The organism is Thalassovita litoralis (assembly GCF_900182725.1).
GTDB classification, from domain to species: domain Bacteria; phylum Pseudomonadota; class Alphaproteobacteria; order Rhodobacterales; family Rhodobacteraceae; genus Thalassobius; species Thalassobius litoralis.
The window spans coordinates 131,357-152,079 of the sequence record NZ_FXTO01000005.1; the positions used below are offsets into that span (position 1 = coordinate 131,357).

The 20,723-nt window shown below is 59.9% G+C and carries 18 protein-coding genes; 2 read left to right on the forward strand and 16 right to left on the reverse strand.

The features are described 5' to 3' along the window. Positions 1-28: 28 nt before the first annotated feature. Positions 29-1,300 carry an amidase gene (locus FN828_RS06465; protein ID WP_185958952.1) on the forward strand — a complete coding sequence of 424 codons (1,272 nt, stop codon included), beginning with the start codon at positions 29-31 and terminating at the stop codon, positions 1,298-1,300. Between the two features lie 48 nt (positions 1,301-1,348). Here FN828_RS06465 and FN828_RS06470 read toward each other — a convergent pair whose 3' ends face one another. The 6 genes from FN828_RS06470 to FN828_RS06495 are packed head-to-tail and all read right to left on the reverse strand — an operon-like array spanning position 1,349 to position 7,332. Further along, positions 1,349-1,834, reverse strand: coding sequence for a flavin reductase family protein (locus FN828_RS06470; protein ID WP_142492592.1), 486 nt, complete (start codon positions 1,832-1,834; stop codon positions 1,349-1,351). A gap of 21 nt (positions 1,835-1,855) precedes the next feature. Continuing rightward, positions 1,856-2,488, reverse strand: coding sequence for an isochorismatase family protein (locus tag FN828_RS06475; RefSeq protein ID WP_142492593.1), 633 nt, complete (start codon positions 2,486-2,488; stop codon positions 1,856-1,858). 9 nt (positions 2,489-2,497) lie between these two features. Then, the gene (rutA, locus tag FN828_RS06480) at positions 2,498-3,580 is read right to left on the reverse strand and encodes a pyrimidine utilization protein A (RefSeq protein WP_142492594.1); all 1,083 of its coding nucleotides are present in this window, start codon (positions 3,578-3,580) and stop codon (positions 2,498-2,500) included. Positions 3,581-3,584: 4 nt separating this feature from the next. Then, complete coding sequence (locus tag FN828_RS06485) at positions 3,585-4,592, reverse strand: ABC transporter permease (RefSeq protein WP_235891423.1); 1,008 nt, start codon at positions 4,590-4,592, stop codon at positions 3,585-3,587. Further along, the gene (locus FN828_RS06490) at positions 4,589-6,205 is read right to left on the reverse strand and encodes a sugar ABC transporter ATP-binding protein (RefSeq protein ID WP_142492595.1); all 1,617 of its coding nucleotides are present in this window, start codon (positions 6,203-6,205) and stop codon (positions 4,589-4,591) included. The genes FN828_RS06485 and FN828_RS06490 overlap by 4 nt, the downstream gene beginning before the upstream one ends. Continuing rightward, a complete protein-coding gene (locus FN828_RS06495; RefSeq protein ID WP_185958953.1) occupies positions 6,205-7,332 on the reverse strand; it encodes a sugar ABC transporter substrate-binding protein in 1,128 nt (375 codons plus the stop codon). The genes FN828_RS06490 and FN828_RS06495 overlap by 1 nt, the downstream gene beginning before the upstream one ends. 265 nt (positions 7,333-7,597) lie before the next feature. Here FN828_RS06495 and FN828_RS06500 point away from each other — a divergent pair, with 265 nt between their 5' ends. Then, positions 7,598-8,842 carry an MFS transporter gene (locus FN828_RS06500; protein ID WP_142492597.1) on the forward strand — a complete coding sequence of 415 codons (1,245 nt, stop codon included), beginning with the start codon at positions 7,598-7,600 and terminating at the stop codon, positions 8,840-8,842. Positions 8,843-8,854: 12 nt separating this feature from the next. Here FN828_RS06500 and FN828_RS06505 read toward each other — a convergent pair whose 3' ends face one another. From FN828_RS06505 to FN828_RS06545, 10 genes are all read right to left on the reverse strand, one after another. After that, a complete protein-coding gene (locus FN828_RS06505) occupies positions 8,855-9,628 on the reverse strand; it encodes an enoyl-CoA hydratase-related protein (protein WP_142492491.1) in 774 nt (257 codons plus the stop codon). Further along, complete coding sequence (locus FN828_RS06510; RefSeq protein WP_142492492.1) at positions 9,625-11,571, reverse strand: acetyl/propionyl/methylcrotonyl-CoA carboxylase subunit alpha; 1,947 nt, start codon at positions 11,569-11,571, stop codon at positions 9,625-9,627. The genes FN828_RS06505 and FN828_RS06510 overlap by 4 nt, the downstream gene beginning before the upstream one ends. A 26-nt stretch (positions 11,572-11,597) precedes the next feature. Beyond that, positions 11,598-13,214 (reverse strand): acyl-CoA carboxylase subunit beta, encoded by a 1,617-nt coding sequence (locus FN828_RS06515; protein ID WP_142492493.1) that lies wholly within the window; start codon positions 13,212-13,214, stop codon positions 11,598-11,600. Positions 13,215-13,316: 102 nt separating this feature from the next. Next, a complete protein-coding gene (locus tag FN828_RS06520; protein WP_142492598.1) occupies positions 13,317-14,609 on the reverse strand; it encodes a TRAP transporter large permease in 1,293 nt (430 codons plus the stop codon). After that, on the reverse strand, positions 14,606-15,115 hold the full coding sequence (locus FN828_RS06525; protein ID WP_185958954.1) for a TRAP transporter small permease: 510 nt from the start codon (positions 15,113-15,115) through the stop codon (positions 14,606-14,608). The genes FN828_RS06520 and FN828_RS06525 overlap by 4 nt, the downstream gene beginning before the upstream one ends. Next, positions 15,102-16,139 (reverse strand): TRAP transporter substrate-binding protein, encoded by a 1,038-nt coding sequence (locus FN828_RS06530; RefSeq protein WP_142492600.1) that lies wholly within the window; start codon positions 16,137-16,139, stop codon positions 15,102-15,104. The genes FN828_RS06525 and FN828_RS06530 overlap by 14 nt, the downstream gene beginning before the upstream one ends. Positions 16,140-16,218: 79 nt before the next feature. Beyond that, the gene (locus tag FN828_RS06535; protein ID WP_185958955.1) at positions 16,219-17,040 is read right to left on the reverse strand and encodes a helix-turn-helix transcriptional regulator; all 822 of its coding nucleotides are present in this window, start codon (positions 17,038-17,040) and stop codon (positions 16,219-16,221) included. A 167-nt stretch (positions 17,041-17,207) separates the two neighbouring features. Next, positions 17,208-17,339, reverse strand: a complete 132-nt coding sequence (locus FN828_RS20980) for a hypothetical protein (RefSeq protein ID WP_268987203.1) — start codon at positions 17,337-17,339, stop codon at positions 17,208-17,210. Continuing rightward, complete coding sequence (locus FN828_RS06540) at positions 17,336-19,444, reverse strand: 3-hydroxyacyl-CoA dehydrogenase NAD-binding domain-containing protein (protein WP_142492602.1); 2,109 nt, start codon at positions 19,442-19,444, stop codon at positions 17,336-17,338. Before FN828_RS06540 ends, FN828_RS20980 begins: the two co-directional genes overlap by 4 nt. A 12-nt stretch (positions 19,445-19,456) precedes the next feature. Continuing rightward, positions 19,457-20,626, reverse strand: coding sequence for an acyl-CoA dehydrogenase family protein (locus FN828_RS06545; RefSeq protein WP_142492603.1), 1,170 nt, complete (start codon positions 20,624-20,626; stop codon positions 19,457-19,459). Positions 20,627-20,723 lie beyond the last annotated feature (97 nt).

The window sequence follows — 20,723 nt, forward strand, 5'->3', positions numbered from 1 at the left end:
ACGCGGGCCTTTTTCGATGGAGAGTAACATGGACGGCCCAATGAACACGCAAGACCTGACGCAATTGACCGCCACGCAGGCGCGGGGATTGATCCGATCCGGCGACATCACCGCGCTTGATCTGACCCGCGCCTGTCTTGGCCGGATTGCTGCCCGCGATGATGCGGTGCGGGCGTGGATCACCCTGAACCCCCAAGCCGAGGCGGAGGCGGCAAAAATCACCCCCGATGACACCCGCCCGCTGGCCGGTATCCCGGTTGGGGTGAAGGATATGATCGACACGGCGGATATGCCGACCACGCATAATTCCCCGCTTTATGGCACGAACCGCCCGGCCAATGATGCGCCCTGCGTGGAAATCCTGCGGGCGGCGGGTGCGATCATTCTGGGGAAAACCGACACCACCGAATTTGCCGCCGCCGGGCGCAACGCCATCACCGGCAATCCGCATGACGTGACGCGCACGCCGGGCGGGTCGTCCTCGGGATCGGTGGCGGCGGTTGGGGATGGTCAGGTGCCTTTGGCGCTGGGGACACAAACAGGAGGGTCGACGATCCGCCCCGCCAGCTTTTGCGGGGATTTCGCGCTGAAACCATCTTGGGGGTTGATTTCGACCGAGGGGGTGAAACGCTATTCTGTCAGCTTCGATACCGTGGGGCTGATTGCGCGCTCGGTTGCGGATTTGTCCTTGCTGGCCGATGTCTATGCGCTGCCGCCCGCCCCGGCGCTGCACAAGGGCCGCTTGCGGATCGGTATCACGCAGACGCCCTTTGCCGATCTGCTGGAACCTGAAACCCATGATCTGTTCCGCAATTTGCCCGAACGACTGGCCCCCGTGGCGGATCTGATGGATTTTGACCTGCCCGATGGGTTCGACGTGGTGGACGATCTGCACCGTTGTGTGATGTTTTCCGAAGGGGCCAGCGCGATGCTGAATATGGCTCGCACCCGTGGCGCCCTGTTGCACAAGGATTTCCACGACCGGGTCGAGATGAAAATGGGTTTCACCCGGCGCGACCATTTCGAGGCATATGACAAGCTGGCGATGCTGCGGATTGATCTGGAACAGCGGCTTTCTGATGTGGATGCGCTGATTGCGCCCTCGGCCCCCGGTTTCGCGCCGGTGGGGCGCACGCCGGGCAATCCGGTTTTCAATGCGCCGTGGACGGCGATGCAGGTGCCAGTGGTGAATGTGCCGGTGGCCGGTTTGCCGCTGCCGTTGGGGATTTCCGTCATCGGCAAACGCGCTTTTGATCGGCAAGTTCTGGACGTGGCCGCACGTCTGGCCGGGTGTCTGTGAAAACGACAAAGGCCCGCCAATGGCGGGCCTTGCGCTGACGGGTGCCCGTCAGTCCGACAGGAATTTACCCCGGAAGAACACCAGCGGTTCGCCTGTGCCTGCGGCGCGAACCCCTTTGACGGCCCCGATGATGATTGAAATGTCACCGTGTTCGACCACTTTTTCAACCTCGCAATCGAACACCCCCAGGGCATCCTTTAGCACCGGCGCGCCAGTTGCCAGCGTGTCCCATTTTCCGTCCTCGAACAGTTTTTCGCCCTTGCCACCAAAGGCGTTCGCCAGTTCGGCATAGCCTTCGGGCAGGAAGTTCACCGCGAAATGGCCCTTGTCCAACACCCCCTGAAGCGCCGAGGTTTTCTTGTCGATGGACACAATCATCGTCGGTGGATTCGCCGTGACATGGCTTGCCGACAGCCCCAGAAATCCGTTTGGCCCTGTGGCGCTGTCCGTTGTGACCAGCGTGGCTCCAATGGCGCGTTCGCCCAAGGTCCGCCAGAATTCGCCCATGCCGATTTCATCACCGATGGCTTGCATATTTATTCCTTTCCGTTCTTGTCATTCAGCCGCTTCGGCCACCGGGATATGTGTCAGGATTTGATCCAGACTCAGGACATCGCAATAGCGGCGCGAGACATCCTCCAGATTGGCGCGATGGGTTGCGGGGTCAGGGTCGCCGCAGCAGTCTTCGGCGACGATCACGCGGAACCCATAGGAAAACGCGTCGATGATCGAGGCCCGCACGCAACCGGATGTGGTGCAGCCTGTGATGATGACGGTGTCTACGCCTTCCTTGTGCAGGACCGGGGCCGCGCCAGTATGGAAAAAGATCGACGGCGCGGTTTTGGCGAATACAATGTCATAGTCGGGTTGATAAATGCGTGGGTCCAGTTCGCATTCCGGCCCACCAATCCGCCATGTCAGCGGTTGGTCCACCTTCCAGCCAAGCGCGTCGCGTGCGGTGGAATAGCCGGTGTAACAGGACACAACCGGCAGCCCCGCTGCGCGCGTGGCCTTTAGCAGGCGGGCGGTATTGTCCACAGCCGTCTGTATCGCGGGTTGATTGCCCATCGGGAATGCCGGATCGGTCAGGCCGCGCTGGAAATCCACCACCACGACCGCCACCTTGCTGCCAAACCCGACACTGCCCGAGCCATAGCCCAGATTTTTGAAACTCTCTGCTGTTGTCATGGTCTTTCCCTATTCTGCCGCCATCAGGCGTTCTTTGCGGCATTCCATTTTGGGCTGAACATAGTCGCGGAAATCGTCCATGCCTTTGTCCCAGTCGTCAAAGATCATCATGATCCCTTTGGTGCCTTCTATTGCGGCTGCTTCGTCCAGCATCCGGGCCACGTTTTCATAGGACCCGATCAGCGCCCCGATGTTCATCGTCACGGTCTGATCCTCGCGTTGAAGCTGAAGGCTGGATGCCCCGGTGCCTGACAGATCCTCGGCTGCGCGGCCGGTGACATTGGCCGCCGCTTCCACATCAAGCCCGCGCTGGTAGTGGTCCCATTTGGCGAATGCTTCGTCATCTGTCTGGCCGGTGATGACCATGAACAAAACATAAGTGCCAACATCTCGGCCCGTTTTCTGTGTGGCCTCGATCAGGTTCAGGTTGTTTTGTTTATGCGCGGTGGGGGTGTTGACGCCGGTGCCAAGGCAAAAATTATAATCGCCCAGTTGCGAGGCAAATTCCATCCCGCGCGGCGACTGACCAGCGCACACGATAGGGATAGACCCTTGCGACGGGCCGGGCATCATCATGCAGTCATCCATCTGGAAATACTGCCCGTCATAGTCGATCCGGCCCTGTTCCCAAAGCTTGCGCATCACGTCCACATATTCGGTGGCATAGTCATAGCGATAGCCGAAATATTCGTTTCCGGGCCACATCCCCATCTGCGAATATTCCGCCGCTTGCCAGCCTGACACGATGTTCACCCCGAACCGGCCCGGAATGCAGCTATCAATGGTCACGGCCATCCGCGCCACCAATGCAGGCGGCAGGGTCAATATCGCGGTCGAGGCGAACAGCTTGATCGTTGTCGTCGATGGCGCGATGGTCGCGATCATCGTGAAGCTTTCAAGATTGTGGTTCCAGAACTCGGTCTCGCCGTCGAACCCGTGCAGTTTCACCATCGACAGGGCAAATTCCATCCCCATTGCTTCGGCTTTTAGCACGATGTTCTTGTTCAGCTCGTAGCTGGGTTTGTACTGCGGCGCGTTGCGGGAAATAAGCCAGCCGTTGTTCCCGATGGGAAGAAAAACTCCGATTTCCATGATTTTATCCTACCTGTTGTTCTTCGCGTTTGCGCGCCAGTTGGCTTAGCGCGACCGCCAGCACCAAAGACCCGCCGTAAAACAGGTTTTGCACAAAGCTTTGGATGCCCAGCATGGTCAGGCCGGTGATGCCGATAACGATGAAATACACGGCAACGACAGACCCGATGGGATTGAACCGTCCGGGGGTGATGGCGGTGGCCCCCAGAAACGCTGCGGCAAAGGCGGGCAACAGAAAGGTGTTGCCGGAATTGGGATCTGCCGCGCCGATGGTTCCGGCATAGACGACCCCCGCAATGGACGAAATCACCGAGGCCGACAGAAGCGAAAAGAACCGGACCTTGTCCACCTGAATGCCGGACAGGCGGGCCACCTCGCGGCCACGGCCCACGAACAACAGCCGCCGCCCCATCGCGGTATATCCAAAGACATACCAGATGATCGCGGCCATCGCGATGGCATAGTAGAACGCCAGCGGTATCCCGAACAGGCGCGTGCCGACCACTGCCATGATCAGGGCAAAATCAATCCCGCCAATCGTGGCTGAATTGGACATCCACAGCGTTAGCCCATTCAGGAACGTCCCGATCCCCAGCGTCACGATCAGCGAAGGGATGCGGAAGAACAGGATGAAAAACGCATTCACCGCGCCAACAATCGCCCCAACCCCAAGCGCCGCGATGATCGCCACGGGCAGGGGCATTCCCAGCCGCGCGTTCAGCACTGCCACCGTCATGGCGGAAATGGTCAGCGTTGCCGCCACCGACAGATCGAAATCCCCCGAGGTCAGCGGGATAATCAGCGCCAGCGTCAGGAACACCAGTACCGCCTGCGATCCCAGCATGGTTGACACGTTCGGCCATGTGAAAAACGTGGTGGGCAGCAGGGCGGCGAAGATAAAGAACAGCACCATCAACGCCGCGACCAAGGCATAGCTTTCGGCGATGCTGGCCCAGTTGATCTGCCGTTTCGGTGGGGTGGCGGCGGTCATATTTGTGTTTTCGGCAGTCATGCGACCTCCTGCTTGGGTTCTGTCTGCGTGCCGTGCGCCCGCAGCGTTTCCTGTGAAATATTGTCTTTGGTGATGTCAGCCCCGGTCAGTTCGGTGACGATCTGCCCCTTCGCAAAGACAAGAACGCGGTGGCAGATTTGGGCCAGTTGTTCGGCATCGGTTGAGGCGACCAGCACCGCCGATCCCTTGCGGCTGGCCTCGTCAATGGCCTGAAACAGCTTTTGCCGCGCGCCCACGTCGACGCCTTGGGTGGGTTCATCCAGCATCAGCAGCTTGGGTAGGGTCTGAAGCCATTTTGCCATCAGCACCTTTTGGGCATTCCCGCCCGACAGCGATTTCAAATCCTGATACGGGCGGTTGGGCCGGATGTCGTATTTGCGCCCCATATCAAACACATGCGTATTGATCTTGCCCCAGTCGATCCCCAGCAGATTACGGAAATCCCCCATCACCGGAAGGATCATGTTTTCGGCAATCGACAGGGTGCCAATCCCCGCACGCCCCAGCCGGTCGGCGGGCAAAAAGGCAACGCCCTGCCCCATCGCTTTGCCGGGGGACATCGCATTCAGCGCAAAAGATTGCCCGCCGATTTCAAGTGTGCCGTCGCTGTCTTTTTGTGCGCCGAAAATCGCCTCGGGGACACGATCAAACCCCGACCCGATCAACCCGGTCAGCCCAAGAATTTCGCCTTCGCGGATGTCGAAACTAACATTCTCTGCCGGGCTGGCTCGTAGTTTGCGGACCGAGGCGGCAATGGGTTTGCTGTGGTCCGGGGTGCGGGCTGATTGGAACATGGTGACTTTTTCACCCACGATCAGTTCAATGAAATCCTCGTGGCTGGCCTGTTCCGACACGACCGTACCCGCCAGTTTCCCATCGCGCAGGATCGTCGCGCGGTCGGTGATTTCGCGGATTTCGTCAATGTCATGGGCCACAAGGATCACGCTGGCCCCATCCGCCACAACGCTGCGCACCAGCGAAAACAACTGATCCACACCGGATTTGGGCAGGAATGGCGTGGGTTCGTCCAAAATCAGGATACCCCGCCCCGCGCCCGCGTTCAGCCGGACTTCCTCGAAGGCGCGGCAGATTGCGATCAGCGCACGATCCGACTGCGCCAAATCCTGCACCCGCGTCATAGGGTCGATCTTGATGTCGAAACGTTCAAATGTTTCGGCGACCTGTTTTTTCGCTTTGCCCCAGCGGATGTTGAAATTCTGTTCCACCGCCAGATCGTTCAGCAGCATATTTTCCAGAACCGTCAGCGAGGGCATAAGCGCAAGATGCTGATGCACAAAGGAAATACCCAGCCGCCGCGCTCCGCCTGCGGGCATGGGCAGCGGCGCGCCCTGACCATACAGGATCAGTTCGGCCCCCGGTTCCGGGTCATGCAGCCCGGCGATGGTTTTGATGAAGGTCGACTTGCCCGAGCCATTGGCCCCCAGTAGCCCGTGAACCTCGCCGGGCATGACGGCCAGTGTCACATCATCCAGCACCTTGGTAGTGCCAAAAATCTTGGACACATTGCGGGCCAGCAGGGCGGGGGCTTCGCCCGGTATACGCCGGGGGAAACCATCCTTCAGATCGACCGAAGGCGCCTGCTCGGGGGACATTATTCCAGCCCCCACAAGGCGCGATAACCGGGCACATGGGCGTCGCCATATCCTTTGTCCAATTCGGCAGGGATGCCTGCGGTTTCGGCATTCGCGGCGTCAAAGATATAGAACGGCACATACAGCGTGTCCGGCGTGTCCCCGATATCGCACAGGTCGCGCATATAGGCATCAATCGCCGAACGGGCGATCCAGCCAAGGCTTTCGCCGACATCCATCGTCACATCGCCGTTGCGGATCATGTCCAGAATAAAGGGCGTGCCGTTGAACGACGCAATCGGCAGATCACGACGCCCGGTGATGGCCTTGGCGGGCAGCATGAATTGCGACATGGAATCGTAGATCGGGAACAGATAGTTGATCGACGGATCCTGAAGCAGCGCCGATTGCGTCACCGTCTGGATCTTGGTCGCCCAATCGGCCAGCGGCACGTTGTAATAGGTGGCTTTGCAATCGGGGCATAGGTCGCTCAGCTTGGCCTGAAACGATTTCCAATAGGGTTGCGAGGGCGGCACGTCATCGGTGCCGACGACCAGGACATTCGCGTTACCCTTGGTTTCGGCCACGATCCACGCGGCGATGATTTCACCCACTCCGGAATAGTCCAGCGGCAGCGACACATCGGTGTTCTGATCCACGGTATCATCTGCCACGTCCCGGTGGTGGGTGGCGTAAACCTTCAGGCCTGCATCTCTGGCGGCCTTGAGCTGCGGGGCCAGCGTGTTCGGGTCGATCCCGGCCATGACGTCAACCGCGTCATATCCGTTGGCGATGGCGTATTCGACACCCTGCACCCATTGGGTCGGTTGTCCCTGGTTCTGCCAGACGCGCAGTTCAAACCCGATTTCCTTGGCCGTGGCTTCCATGCCAACGCCGATCCCTGCGGCGAACGGGATGGATGACGATGCCGGGATCGAAAGGATTTTTTTGTCCGCCATGCAGGCCCGCGCATCAAAGGGTTTGCCCGGTGCCTGAAACGTGGGCAGCGATTTATGGGCGTCAATGATGGCCTGCGCGGCGGCCAGATCGGCCTCGGCTACGGCGGGCATGGCCGTTGCTGCCAGCATCAGGGCCGATACACCGCCAAACGCCCGGCGCTGGACCTTGGTCAAAAAACTGCGTGTCATCCGAATATTCCCCATTGGTATGTTAGACTGATTTTATCTGTTAGAGCCGGTGCCAAACCGTTGACTCGGCACGTGCGGCATGGGTTCATCAGACGGTGGAGGGGCGATTTCAGTCAATGTTAAGTTCGTACATATACATACTGAGAAAATCTTAGCGCTCATACGAATTGACAGGGCGTACCATTGCATACGACTAACATAACAAAGGAAATTCACTCCGGCGGGCGTTTGGCGCCTGCGGACCTAGCTGCATAAGTCCGTATTTATGAAAGACACTTCGTTGACATCCGATCCGGCCACAGGCCACCCGATGACCCTGACGCGCGAACCTCAGCTTGGGTCCGCGCTGACGTTGACCACGCTTTCACAGATTGCCGCCACGTCCTCGGTTCTGGCGCTGACCACAATCCCCACGATGGTGGCTGTGGCGCTTGGAATTGCGCCGCATCTGCTGGGGTATCAGGTGTCGCTGATCTATGCGTCGGGGGTGTTTTTCTCGATGTTGGCCTCGGGCTTGGTGAAACGCTGGGGGCCGGGACAAGTGGGGCAACTGGCGCTGATCGGCGCAGGGTTTGGATTTCTGGCGATGGCGACCGGCACGCTGGCGGGGATTGCGCTGGGGTCGGTGATGATCGGAATCGGCTATGCGCTGAATAACCCGTCCTCGTCCCATGTGCTGTCCCGCTTGGCCCCGCCCAAGCGCCGCAATCTGATTTTTTCGATCAAGCAGGCGGGGGTTCCGCTGGGCGGGATGCTGGCCGCACTGGCGCTGCCGCCGCTGTCCAAAGTGATCGGATGGCAATGGGCGCTGCTGCTGTTCGCCTGTTTCCCGCTTGGTCTGGCCGCGATTTATCAAGGTTTCCGCCCCATCTGGGACACCGAAAAGAACCCTAAGGCCCCGGTCGCGCGGGGTATCTGGGCGGGGCAAAAACAGGTCTGGAACACCCCGTCACTGGGGGTTCTGGCGATCATCGGGTTTTTGTATTCCGGCGTTCAACTGTCGATTTCGGCCTTTGTCGTTGCGATGTTGATCGAGCAATTCAACTGGAACCCGCTGACGGCGGCGCTGATTGCGGCCCTGATGCAGGGGTTCGGGGCGGTCGGGCGCGTGTTCTGGGGGCTGGTCGCAGATTGGCTGGGGTCGGGCTTTTTGGTGCTGGCCATCATCGGCACCCTGACGGGGCTGTGTTCCCTGTCGTTTGGGGCCTTCGGATTTGCCCCTGCGCTTGGCATTGCCGCAACAATCGTTGCGGGGCTGGCAGGATCGGGGTGGAACGGCGTGATGCTGGCGGAAACGGCGGCGGCCTCGCCCGGTACTGGCACCCTGACGGGCGAGGTTCTGACCTATACCTTTGTCGGTGTTATGGTTGGCCCGGCCATGTTTTCCGCGCTTTACGGTCTGGCCGGGGATTTTTCGACGACGTTCAGCCTGTTTTCCATCCTTGGTTTTGCCGGGGCGGCCTTGTCATTCGCGCGCTTCCTGATTGTGAAAACACGCGGCAAGGCCTAACCCTTTGTTGTGTTATTTCCCCGTGAACTGTGGTTTGCGCTTTTCGTTGAAGGACGCCAGCCCCTCTTGGGCGTCTTCGGTCAGGGTCATCAGGCCCAGTTGCCCCTCGGCAAAGGCGATGGCCTGATCGAAGGTCATGCTGTCCATCGCGCGCGCGGCGTATTTTCCCCGCCGCAGGGCCGAAGGTGACGCTTTGCACAGGCTGTCCACCAAGGCCTGTACCGCTGTCGGGAACTCTGCCGCCGGGACGACCTGGTTCAGCAACCCGGCCTCCTGTGCCTCGGGCGCGTCGAACAGATCGCCGGTCAGCATCCAGCGCCGCAACACGCGGGGCGGCACGATCTGTTTCATCAGCGCCAGAACCTGCATCGGGAACAGGCCGATCCTGGCCTCGGGCAGGCCGAATTTCGCGTGATCCACCGACACCGCCAGATCGACCATCGACAGCAGCCCCATGCCCCCGGCCACACAGGTGCCGTTAATCGCCGCCACCAAGGGCAGCGGGCAGTCCTGCGCCGCCCGCAGCAGATCGCCGTATGCGCTGCGCGGATTGGCGAAATCGAAATTGAACCCGCCGCCGGGTTGCAAATCGCCGCCCGCACAGAACGCCTGATCCCCTGCCCCGGTCAGCACGATCACCCGGATGTCAGGATCGGCACAGGCCGCATCCATCCCCGCGCGGATACCGGCGATCAGATCGGCGTTGATCGCGTTGCGCTTTTCGGGGCGGTTCAGGGTGATCCAGAACGCCGCCCCGCGTTTTTCATGAAGAACGATATCGGTCATGCCGGGTCTACCTCGACCACGATGGAATGAGCCGTGACCTGCGCCCCGGCGGTGACATGTACGGCGGACACGATGCCGTCCACGGTGCTGATATGCGTGTGTTCCATCTTCATCGCCTCTAGCACGACAACCTTTTGCCCGGCGGTCACGCTGTCGCCCACGGCCACGTCCACAGACACCACCGCCCCGTTCATCGTGGCGCGGACCTTGCCATCGCCCCCGGCCGCATCCGCCGATACCGTCGGGGCAAAGGTCAGGTCGCTATAGTCCAGCACCTGCCCGTCCAGTTGCAAAACCGGCCCGTCAGCCCCCTGCCCCAAAACCGCGTGATGCAGGCTGTCGTTCAGTTCAAAAGCCACCTCCTGCCCGGCGCGGCGCAGCACCCGCAGGTCCATATCCGGTGCGTCGGGCATTGCCACATGACAGGCGCCGTATTTGAAGGCCCGCACCTGTGGCACGAATTCCGCATCATTGCGCGACAGGCGCAGCGGCGTGGGGAAGTCGTGGTTCAGCCCCGTATCCGGCCCCGCCCGCAACAGCGCCGCCAAAATCATCGCGCCGCGTGCATCGGCCTGCGCGGGATCGGGCAGGACAGCATCCGCGTTTTCCGCGATAAACCCCGTCGTCGCCTGCCCGGCGGCGAACACGGGATGGGCCAGACAGGCGGACAGGAAAGTTTGGTTCGTGCGCACGCCAAAGGCCCGCGTCTCCGCCAGCCCCGCCAGCAGTTTGCGGCGGGCGTCTTCGCGGGTTGCGCCATAGCTGATCAGCTTGGCCACCATGGAATCGTAATAGGGCGGGATTTCGGCCCCGTCACGCAGCCCGTGTTCCACCCGCAAATCCGGTGCGGGCCGCCATGTGTTCAACACCCCGCTTTGCGGCATGAACCCGGCGGCGGGGTCTTCGGCGCACAGGCGCACCTCGATCGCGTGACCGCGAAACTGCACATCATCCTGTGTCAGCGGCAGCGTCTCGCCTGCCGCGACGCGCAATTGCAGCTCCACCAGATCCAGCCCGGTGATGGCCTCGGTCACGGGATGTTCCACCTGAAGGCGGGTGTTCATTTCCATGAAGTAGAAATTGCCATCCGCATCCAGCAGGTATTCAAACGTCCCCGCGCCCTCGTATCCAATCGCCTGCACCGCCGCGACCGAGGCCGCGCCCATCCGCGCCCGCAAATCCGCATCGACAGCGGGGGATGGGGCTTCTTCGATCACTTTCTGGTGGCGGCGCTGCACCGAACAATCCCGTTCGCCGCAATGGATCGCGTTACCATAGCGGTCCGCCATGATCTGAATTTCCACATGGCGCGGGTTGATGATCGCCTTTTCCAGCAGCACTACATCATTGCCAAAGGCCGATTTTGCCTCGGATTTGGCCGAGATCAGATGATCGGCAAAGCTGCTGTCGTCCGTCACCAGCCGCATTCCGCGCCCGCCGCCCCCGGCGGTGGCCTTGATCATCAGCGGGAAACCGATGCGCCGCGCCTGTTCCAGCAGGGTGTCGGGGGATTGGTCATCGCCCTGACACCCCGGCACACAGGGCACGCCCGCGTCAATCATCAACGCCTTGGCCCCGGCCTTGTCGCCCATGCTGCGGATCGCCTGCGCGGATGGGCCGACAAACACGATCCCGGCGGCGGCACAGGCCGCTGGCAGCCCTTCGTTTTCCGCCAGAAACCCATAGCCGGGATGAATGGCATCCGCCCCGGTATCCTGCGCGGCCTGAATGATGCGGTCGATCCGCAAATAGCTGTCGGCGGGCGCATTGCCACCGATGCAGACCGCCTGATCGGCCAGCGCCACATGTTCCGCCCCGGCATCGGCCTGTGAATAAACCGCCACGGTGCGATAGCCCATCGCGCGGGCGGTGCGCATCACGCGCACGGCGATTTCCCCCCGGTTGGCAACCAGCAGCTTTTTGAACGGTGTTTTCTTGTCCATGATCTGTTCTTTCCGGTTGCGCAGGATTACGGGCGGGCCACGCCGAATTGTATCTTGTTGGGCTGACGTGCGGCTTCGGCGCGGGTGATTTCCATCAGTTCGATCAGCAATTCGCGGGTGTTGCGCGGGTCGATCACCCCATCATCCAGCAACCGGGCCGAGGTATAGACCGCCCCCATCTGGCTGTTGAAATTGTCGATGATCTTTTGCTTCAGCGCGTCCAGCCTGGCGTGATCCACCTCCTCGCCCAGACGCGCGGCGCGGGCTTCCTGAACCACGGCCATCGTTCCGGCGGCCTGTTCGCCCCCCATCACGGCGGTGCGGGCATTCGGCCATGAGAAACAGAACCGCGGATGGAACCCGCGTCCGCACATGCCGTAATTCCCCGCCCCAAAGGACGCCCCGCAATAGATGGTGAATTGCGGCACGGTGGCGTTGGTGACGGCCTGGATCATCTTCGATCCGTGTTTGATGATCCCCGCCTCCTCATAGGATTTGCCGACCATGAACCCGGTGGTGTTGTTCAGATACAAAAGCGGGGTGCCCGCCTGACAACAGGCCTGAATGAAATGCGTGGCCTTGGACGCGCCTGCCGGATCAATCGGGCCGTTGTTGGTGATGATCCCGATGGGCCAGCCGCCGATTTTGGCGTTGCCGCACACCGTAGCCCCGCCATAGCGTTGCCCGAATTCCACGAAATCCGAGCCATCAACCAAACGGGCGATGACCTCTTTCATGTCGGCGGGCTGGCGGTGATCCAACGGCATCACGCCCAGCAATTCCTCGGCATCATAGGCGGGCGGGATGACATCGCGCGCCGGTTCCGCCGCGCCGTTCCATTCGATGTTGGACAGGATCGACCGCGCCAGCCCCAGCGCCTCGCGGTCATCTTCGGCCAGATAATCGCCAAGGCCGGAAATCCCGGTGTGCATGTCCGCGCCGCCCAGGTCTTCTTCGGTCGCGATCTCGCCGGTGGCGGCTTTCAGCAACGGCGGTCCGGCCAGAAACGCCCGCGTGCGCCCGCGCACCATGATGATGTAATCCGACAGCCCGGTTTGATACGCCCCGCCCGCCGTGCTGCTGCCATGCGTGACCGTGATCACCGGCAGGCCCGCCGCCGAAAACCGCGCCAGATTGCGGAACAGGCTGCCGCCCTGCACGAAATCCTCGACCCGGTAGGCCATCAGGTTCGCGCCCGCGCTTTCGACCAGTTGCACATAGGGCAGCTTGTTTTCCAGCGCGATTTCCTGCACCCGCAGGATTTTATCCAGCCCCTTGGGCTGCAACGCCCCCGCCGCAATCCCGCTGTCGCTGGCGTTGATCATGCAGCGCACCCCGGACACATAGCCGATCCCGGCAATGATCCCGCCGCCCGGCACCGATTTGGCCGGGTCGGGATGATCCAGCCCATAGCCCGCCAGTTTCGACAGTTCGATAAACGGCCGCCCCGGATCCAGCAACAGCGCCACCCGGTCGCGCGGCAGCAATTGATGGCGATCCTCGAACCGCTTGCGCGACCGCTCCGAGGCCGCCCGCGTGCGCCCTTCGATCTGCGCCAACTCCTCCAACAGCGACAGCATCCCGGCGCGGTTGGTTTGGAAACTGTCCGAATTGGGGGAAAGGGAACTCAGGATTTTTGCCATGTTTCTTCCGCGTTGTTCATTGGGGGGCGACGGCGTCAGCCCTCACCCTGTGCCGCCTTCTAACAAGCGCAAAAACGCCCTTCTTGTGCCTTACCGCTGCCCCTAAAAAAGAAGGCGCGGCAAAAACAGAGAAATCGCAGGCACAAAGGTCAGCAAAAGAATCCGCACGATATCCGCCACCCAGAACGGGGCCACACCCCGGAAAATCGTGCTTGTGCTGACATCCGGCAAAACCGACCGCAGCACGAAAACATTGATCCCGATGGGTGGCGTCAGCAGCCCGATTTCCACAGACACAACGACGACAACACCAAACCAGATCGGATCATACCCAAGTTCCACAATGATCGGGAAAAATATCGGCACTGTCAGCAACACCATCGACAGGCTTTCCAGGATACAGCCCAGCACCAGATAGATGATCACGATGACAGAAATGATCAGCAGCGGTGACAGTTCCCGGCTTGTCACCCAATCCAGAAAGCTGCTGTGCATACCTGTATAATTGATAAATTCACTGAACATCGTGGCCCCGATCAACACCGCGAACATCACCGCCGAGGTACGCGCGGAATCCACCAGAACATCGACAAAATCCCGAAATCGCATGGTGCGGCGCATCACCGCGAACAGGAAACTGATGCCTGCGCCAACCCCTGCGGCCTCGGTCGGGGTGAACAGGCCGCCATAAATCCCCCCCACAACGATACCGAACAAGGCCAGCACCGCCCAGACCCCGCGCAGCGCGGTCAGGCGCTGTTGCCCCGTGGCCTTTTCACCCGCCGGTCCCATGTCAGGATGGCGCCACGTCACATAGCGCACCGCCAGCATATACCCTACCAGACCCAACAAGCCGGGGATCATACCAGCCGCAAACAACGCACCGATATTGGTTTCGGTCATAATCCCGTAAAGGATCAGGATAACAGACGGTGGGATCAGAATGCCCAGCGTCCCGCCCGCCGCGATTGATCCGGTGGCCAGTCGGTCATCATAGCCATATTCCCGCATTGACGGCATGGACACTTTGGCCATTGTCGCCGCTGTCGCCAAAGACGATCCACAAACCGCACTGAACCCGGCACAGGCCGCGACCGTTGCCAATGACAGCCCCCCGCGCAGATGCCCCAGAAACGCATAGGCAACCGCATAAAGTTCCCGCGAAATTCCCGCTTTGGTCAGGAAATTCCCCATCAGGATGAACAGCGGAATAACCGACAGATAATAATTCAGGACACTGGATTTCGTGATCAGTGCCACCATCGAAAAGGCCGGGCGCCATGATGTCAGCATCCCAAAGCCAATAAACCCAACCACACCCAGCGCAATCGCCAGTGGCACGCGGGCAAAGATCAGGAAAAACGCGGCGGCGACACCCAAAAAGGCTTCGATCATTGGTCAGAATCTCCGGGCAGTATGATGGCCAGAACAAAGGCCAGTGTTGTGATCCCCGCCAGAACCGAAATCATCATCAGCACCGGCGCCATGGGAATTTCAAGCAAGGGGGTCATGCCACCGAAACGGGCAGTTTTGCCTGCCTCGATCCAAACACGCCAAGCCACCACCGCATAGGCCACGGCCCCGATCAGGTTTGCCATAACGTGTTGCACGGGTTTGATCCAACGCGGCAACAACGGGTCCAGCACATCAATCGTGGCGTGCAGCCCGTGATAGCTGAGCGACGGAAACACAAAACAAACCGTCGCAGCCACAAGGATTTCTGTCAGCTCGGTGGCTCCTAATAATGGCTGGTTGAAAAACGTCCGCCCAAGCACGTCAACGAATGTGACCGCCATCATGGCAAACAGCCCCAGCGCCCCCAGCCAATCCCCGGATTTAAGCAAGAACAGGGCGGGTGCAAAAACACCCGCCCGAACACCTTTACGGTCAGTTATCGCCAAGGTCTTTCTCCATCTCGGCAATTTCTGCCCGGAAATCAGCCAAGACTTGTGCCGCATTTTTCAGGCCCAGCGATTCAGCCTTTTCGATCCAAGCCTGATCAACACCGCTCAGGGCGGTACGCAAATCTGCCTCGAATGCGGGCGAAGCATAGGTGATCTTGCCACCGGATTGTTCCAGAAGCGCCATCCCGTCTTTGTTCATACGGGCGTAAACATTCGAAATCTTTTGGGTGAACACCTCGCCTGAAACGGACCAAAACGCCTTTTGATCTTCCTCGGACAGTTCAGCCAGCGTATCGCCGTTCACGATGAAACTGATCGCAGCGCTGCCGAAGCCGCCCTTTACCACGGTCACGTTTTTCACCGCGTCCTGCAATTTGAAGCTTTTGATCGTCTCGGTCGAAGACACCATCCCATCCACAACGCCGGTTGAGATCAGTTCATACATTTCACTGATCGGCTTGTTGACAGGCACAGCCCCCAGTGCCGCAACCACCTTTGATCCGGTCGCCGTGGGGACGCGCAGTTTCATCCCCTTCATTTCTGCGACAGACGTAATTGGCCCCGGCACAGTGGTCAGCGCCGATGCCCCAACCACACCAACCCCAACGGGGACAACATTTTCAAATTCACCGAATTTCAACAGGGTGCTGTTCAACAACCGCCAATAGGCCATCCCCATAGACCGTGCATCGTTCCCCACAAACGGCAGTTCGACAATCGCCCCAAGGTTAAAACGACCGGGCGAATAACCGTCAATGATCAGCGACACATCCGCCAGACCGTCTCGGACTACTTCGAATTGGGTGGGAACCGTGCCGACGACCTTGGGCAAAACCTGAATTTTCACGCGGCCTTCGGTGACGCGTTCCACATCTTCAATCCAAGGGGTAATGACTTCGGCGTTAAACGGGTGCGTTGCGGGCAGCCAGTTGGAATAGCGCATTGTAATCTCTGCGCTGGCGGCAGTGGCTAGGGTGATCAGTGACACCCCCGCACCCACAAGGAACTTGGTGAACGACATGATTTCCTCCCATCTTTGTCTGTCATTTCAAAGTTGGGGAAGGTGCCGATTTTTACTTGCGTTTTATCGCTAACGCCAATCACGCCCCTGTGGGGGGCGCGCCCAACTGTAACGCCGGGGCATTGGAAAGCACCTGTAATCCGCGTGAACCATTGCGGATTGATCGCGGTTTCAGGCCATAGATACGACGGATGGAATGGCTGAAATGACTGCTGTCCGGGTATCCCAAATCCAGCGCGACATCTGTCAGGCTGCCTTCTTGGTTGGCCCATTCCAAAAACCGCCGGGCGCGTTTCCACATCCGTACATTGCGGAAAGAAACGCCTGTTTGATCCTTGAACAAATGTAAAAACCGCGACTTCGATAATCCGACCCTGTGGGCGCAGGCTTCGGCGGATAGCTCGCTTTCGCCAAAGTCGCCTTCGAAACTTTCCAAAACCATCTCAACACGGGGGTCCAGTTCGCGCCGGGGTAAGGTCCGCCCCAAGATTAGCTGATCAAATTCGGCGGTGCTTAACCCGTTGCTGCCCCAAGATCCTTTCAGGCTGTCCGCCGCCAGACGAATACGGGCAACGGCTTCGTGGTCCATGCTTAGCCCGTTACAGACCCGGCCCAACTCTTCCAGCGCGATTGGGTCAATCCGTTCCGGTTCAATCAGCAAATTGACAACACGCTGACAGTTCGTTGCCACCTGATGCGGAACCGAATGTGGCACCACTACGCAGGTTCGTGTCTGCCACGCCTGGTTCCCGATACGCACATGGATGCTGTCCACCGGGGCCAGATAAATGCTGACGGCCCCCATACAACGGTTCTGCATCCGTGCGCCTAGCAGGCCATAATAATAAACGCGGTCCCGGTTCATCAGCATAATTTTCTGCTGAATCGGCAATTGTTTCATGGCGTCTCCTCCCAAAGACATGGCGGTGCAGAAACCAAATGGCCCCTTGTTTTATCATTATATCGGGGTCTTCACCTGTCTGTTCTGGTCAAAGATTAGGCACTTCAATCAATCTCGTCAATTTATATCGTCTGACGATATAAGGGCTGTCCGCGCAATTTTTTATCTTAGCTGGGCTGTACAAGCGCCGCGCCAACGCAGAACCGTTTGCCTTCGGCACATATCAGCAGAACGCGATATTCGCGCTCTGCCCGCAATTCCGACCAGAACCGCCCGTTACCAAATGTTGTGCAGCTCACACGCGTTTCCAATCCGACAAGCGCCCCCCCGATTCCGCCAGTTTCCGCAACAGCGGGGCCGGGGTCCAATACCCATGCGGGTTCCCCAAAACCTGCGCATAGTGATCCATACGCGCCACGATCCGGTCCAGACCGATTTCGTCCGCCATGAAAATCGGCCCCCCCTGCCACGCCGGGAACCCATAGCCCGATGTCCACACCACATCTATATCACCAGCGCGATAGGCGATCCCTTCTTCCAAAATCAGCGCAGCCTCGTTCACCATTGGGAATAACAGGCGTTCGAATATTTCTTGATCGGGGATATTATCCCGCCGGGTCACGCCATGTTCTGCCGCCAACTGCGCACAAAGCGCGGCTGTTGCATTGGAGGGAACGGGTTTACCATCATTGTACAAATAATACCCGTGGCCAGTTTTCTGCCCGTTCTGACCGCGTTGAAACAGGGCCTGACACACCACACGATAGTTCGGTTCCTGTGGGCCTTCACCGCTGGCGATCCATTCGATAACGGTACGCGCCCCCACATCAACCCCAGCCATGTCCAGCATACGGTTTGGTCCCATCGCCAACCCGATAAAATCCGGCGATTGCGCCACCCCATCAATCTGCGCGGGCGAAGCGCCTTCCAATAGCATCGCTTCATTTTCGCGCCCGTATACTTCGGCCATGCGGTTGCCGATGAACCCATAACACACACCACTGACGACCGCTGTCTTGGCAATACGTTTGGCCAGTTTCATCACCGTCAACAGGGTATCAGGTGCCGTTTGCGCCCCGCGGACAACCTCCAGCAATTTCATGATATGGGCCGGGCTGAAAAAATGCGTCCCAATCACATCCGCCGCGCGTCCGGTGGCTGCGGCGATCTGATCCACATCCAGCGTAGATGTGTTGGTCGCGATGATTGCGCCGGGTTTGCAGATGGCACCCAGCTTTTGGGCGACATCCAGTTTCAGCTTCATATCTTCGAACACCGCTTCAACAACGATGTCACAATCCGCCAAGGCAGACATGTCAGTGCTGCCGGTCATCGCCCCCTCGCGCTCGGCGGCAGCCTCGGCGCTTAATATCCCGCGTTTGACCGATCCGGCATAGGCTTTGGCAATCAGCCCCCGACCGCGCTCCAGCGCCTCTGGGGTGGTTTCAACCAAAGTCACGGGGAACCCCGCATTGGCGAAACACATGGCAATCCCGCCTCCCATCGTGCCCACGCCAACAATTCCGACCCGCTGAATATTACGGGGCCTCAGATCACCAGACAGGCCGGGAATTTTCTGCGCTTCGCGTTCCGCAAAGAACAATCGCCGCTGCGCCCGCGATTGCGTGCTATGCACCAACCCGTTAAACGCACGGGCCTCGGCAGCTTCGCCTTCGGCAAAGGGTAACGTAGCCGCAGCCGCCATGCAGTCTGCCACTGCGCGCCGTGTCAGCAACCACGGTGCCTTGTCCGAGGCCCGCCGCGCCGCATCCAGAACCGCACCTGCATTTCCTATGTCCGGGGGCGTCAGTTCGCTGGTCCGGCGCAGATCAGCCCCGGCGCAATCATGTGCCATAGTGCGGGCCGCAACACCCGGCAGATCGTCCAGCGCATCAGCCAGACCAGCAGACAAGGCATGTGCCGCCGAAATCGGCTTGCCTGTCGAAATCATCTGATAGGCCAGTTCCAACCCCACCAAACGCGGCAACCGCTGTGTGCCCAGCGATCCGGGGATCAGACCCAACAAAATTTCCGGCAGTCCGAATATTGTCTGCGGATGGGCCACGCGCACATGGCAGGCCATCGCAAGTTCAAGCCCCCCACCCAGCACCGTACCATGCAATGCGGCGACCACGGGGCGCGAACAGCCCTCGATCCGGCCAAGCAAAGCATTCATAGGTATGGCTGAAAACTCTGGGTTCTCGAACGCGGCGATATCACCCCCGGCAACAAAAGTACGCCCCACACATTCAATCACCAACCCGATCAGCGATGTATCTGCTTCGAACTGGGCGAACCCGTCGATCAGATCCCCCACCAGTTGTTCTCCCAAAGCATTCACAGGCGGATTGTCGATCCGCAGAATGCCCAAATCACCTTCGCGCAACAGCTTTGCCTGTGTCATCCGATCTCTCCTTCAAATCCCAAGCTGCGACGCGGCAAGGTTTTTCATCACTTCGTCCGTGCCGCCGCCGATGGTCAGCACCTTGACCTCTCGGTAAATCCGTTCGGACGCGGTGCCGCGCATGAACCCCATGCCGCCCAAAATCTGTACCGCTTCATCCGCGCAGAATTTCATGGCGTTGGTGGCTGTCACCTTGGCCATGCTGGTGCGGGCGACATGCACGTTCAGCGGGTCCATTTTGTTTTGATAGCGCCAGATGATGTCATAGGTCAGGCTGCGGGCCGCGTCGATCCGGGCGGCCATATCCACCAGCTTGTGCCGGATCACCTGCTGCTGGGAAATCGGCCCGCCAAAGGCGTGGCGCTGCTGCGCCCATTCCAGCGCCTCGCGGTAACAGACCTCGGCCATGCTATAGGCCTGAATAGCGATGGTCAGGCGTTCGTTGTTGAAATTCATCATCGCGGCTTTGAAGCCCTCGCCCTCGGCCCCGATCACGTTGTCCACCGGCACGCGGCACTGATCGAACACCAGATGCGCGGTATCCGATGCCAGCCAACCCATTTTCGCCAGCGGCGTGCGCGACAGCCCCGGCGTATCCCCCGGCACAAGGATAAACGAAATGCCCCCGGCCCCTTTTTGATCCGGGTCCGTCCGCACCGCCACGGTGAAAACATCTGCCTGCATCCCGGATGTGATGAACGTCTTTTCCCCACTGATAACGTAATGATCGCCGTCCCGCACCGCCCGCGTCCGCAGCGCCGCCACGTCAGACCCGCCGCCCGGTTCCGTCACCGCCAGCGCGCTGATCATATCGCCCGCAATCACCGGCACCGCGTATTGCTGTTTCAGCGCATCGCTGCCCAGCTTCACCAGCGGCGGCGTACCGATGGAATGCGACCCCAGCGATGCCGCAACACCCCCGGCCCCGCAACGGCTGATTTCCTCGGACACGACGACATGAAAAAACATGTCGCCACCGATCCCGCCCACCTCTTCGGGGTACAGCGCGCCCATCACGCCCAGATCACCCGCTTTTTTGTACAGCGACCGGGGCAAGCGCCCGGCGTCTTCCCATGCTGCGATATTGGGCGTGATTTCCCTGTCCACGAAACTGCGCAGGACCGCGCGAAAGGCCAGATGGTCCTGTGAAAAGTAAAGATCGGGTTGGGGTCTGTCGAACATTGCGGGCCTCCGGTGCAGTGTGTTGCCAAAAGCATTGCACAGCTTTTCCCGCCCCACTTGTCCCAAGCCGCTGCACCCGACGCAGAGAATTGCAACA

Bases quoted from the DNA above. Each gene is read 5' to 3' on its own strand.
- FN828_RS06465 (WP_185958952.1), top strand. From the start codon at position 29: ATGGACGGCCCAATGAACACGCAAGACCTGACGCAATTGACCGCCACG.
- FN828_RS06470 (WP_142492592.1), bottom strand. From the start codon at position 1,834: ATGCAAGCCATCGGTGATGAAATCGGCATGGGCGAATTCTGGCGGACC.
- FN828_RS06475 (WP_142492593.1), bottom strand. From the start codon at position 2,488: ATGACAACAGCAGAGAGTTTCAAAAATCTGGGCTATGGCTCGGGCAGT.
- rutA (WP_142492594.1), bottom strand. From the start codon at position 3,580: ATGGAAATCGGAGTTTTTCTTCCCATCGGGAACAACGGCTGGCTTATT.
- FN828_RS06485 (WP_235891423.1), bottom strand. From the start codon at position 4,592: ATGACTGCCGAAAACACAAATATGACCGCCGCCACCCCACCGAAACGG.
- FN828_RS06490 (WP_142492595.1), bottom strand. From the start codon at position 6,205: ATGTCCCCCGAGCAGGCGCCTTCGGTCGATCTGAAGGATGGTTTCCCC.
- FN828_RS06495 (WP_185958953.1), bottom strand. From the start codon at position 7,332: ATGACACGCAGTTTTTTGACCAAGGTCCAGCGCCGGGCGTTTGGCGGT.
- FN828_RS06500 (WP_142492597.1), top strand. From the start codon at position 7,598: ATGAAAGACACTTCGTTGACATCCGATCCGGCCACAGGCCACCCGATG.
- FN828_RS06505 (WP_142492491.1), bottom strand. From the start codon at position 9,628: ATGACCGATATCGTTCTTCATGAAAAACGCGGGGCGGCGTTCTGGATC.
- FN828_RS06510 (WP_142492492.1), bottom strand. From the start codon at position 11,571: ATGGACAAGAAAACACCGTTCAAAAAGCTGCTGGTTGCCAACCGGGGG.
- FN828_RS06515 (WP_142492493.1), bottom strand. From the start codon at position 13,214: ATGGCAAAAATCCTGAGTTCCCTTTCCCCCAATTCGGACAGTTTCCAA.
- FN828_RS06520 (WP_142492598.1), bottom strand. From the start codon at position 14,609: ATGATCGAAGCCTTTTTGGGTGTCGCCGCCGCGTTTTTCCTGATCTTT.
- FN828_RS06530 (WP_142492600.1), bottom strand. From the start codon at position 16,139: ATGTCGTTCACCAAGTTCCTTGTGGGTGCGGGGGTGTCACTGATCACC.
- FN828_RS06535 (WP_185958955.1), bottom strand. From the start codon at position 17,040: ATGAAACAATTGCCGATTCAGCAGAAAATTATGCTGATGAACCGGGAC.
- FN828_RS06540 (WP_142492602.1), bottom strand. From the start codon at position 19,444: ATGACACAGGCAAAGCTGTTGCGCGAAGGTGATTTGGGCATTCTGCGG.
- FN828_RS06545 (WP_142492603.1), bottom strand. From the start codon at position 20,626: ATGTTCGACAGACCCCAACCCGATCTTTACTTTTCACAGGACCATCTG.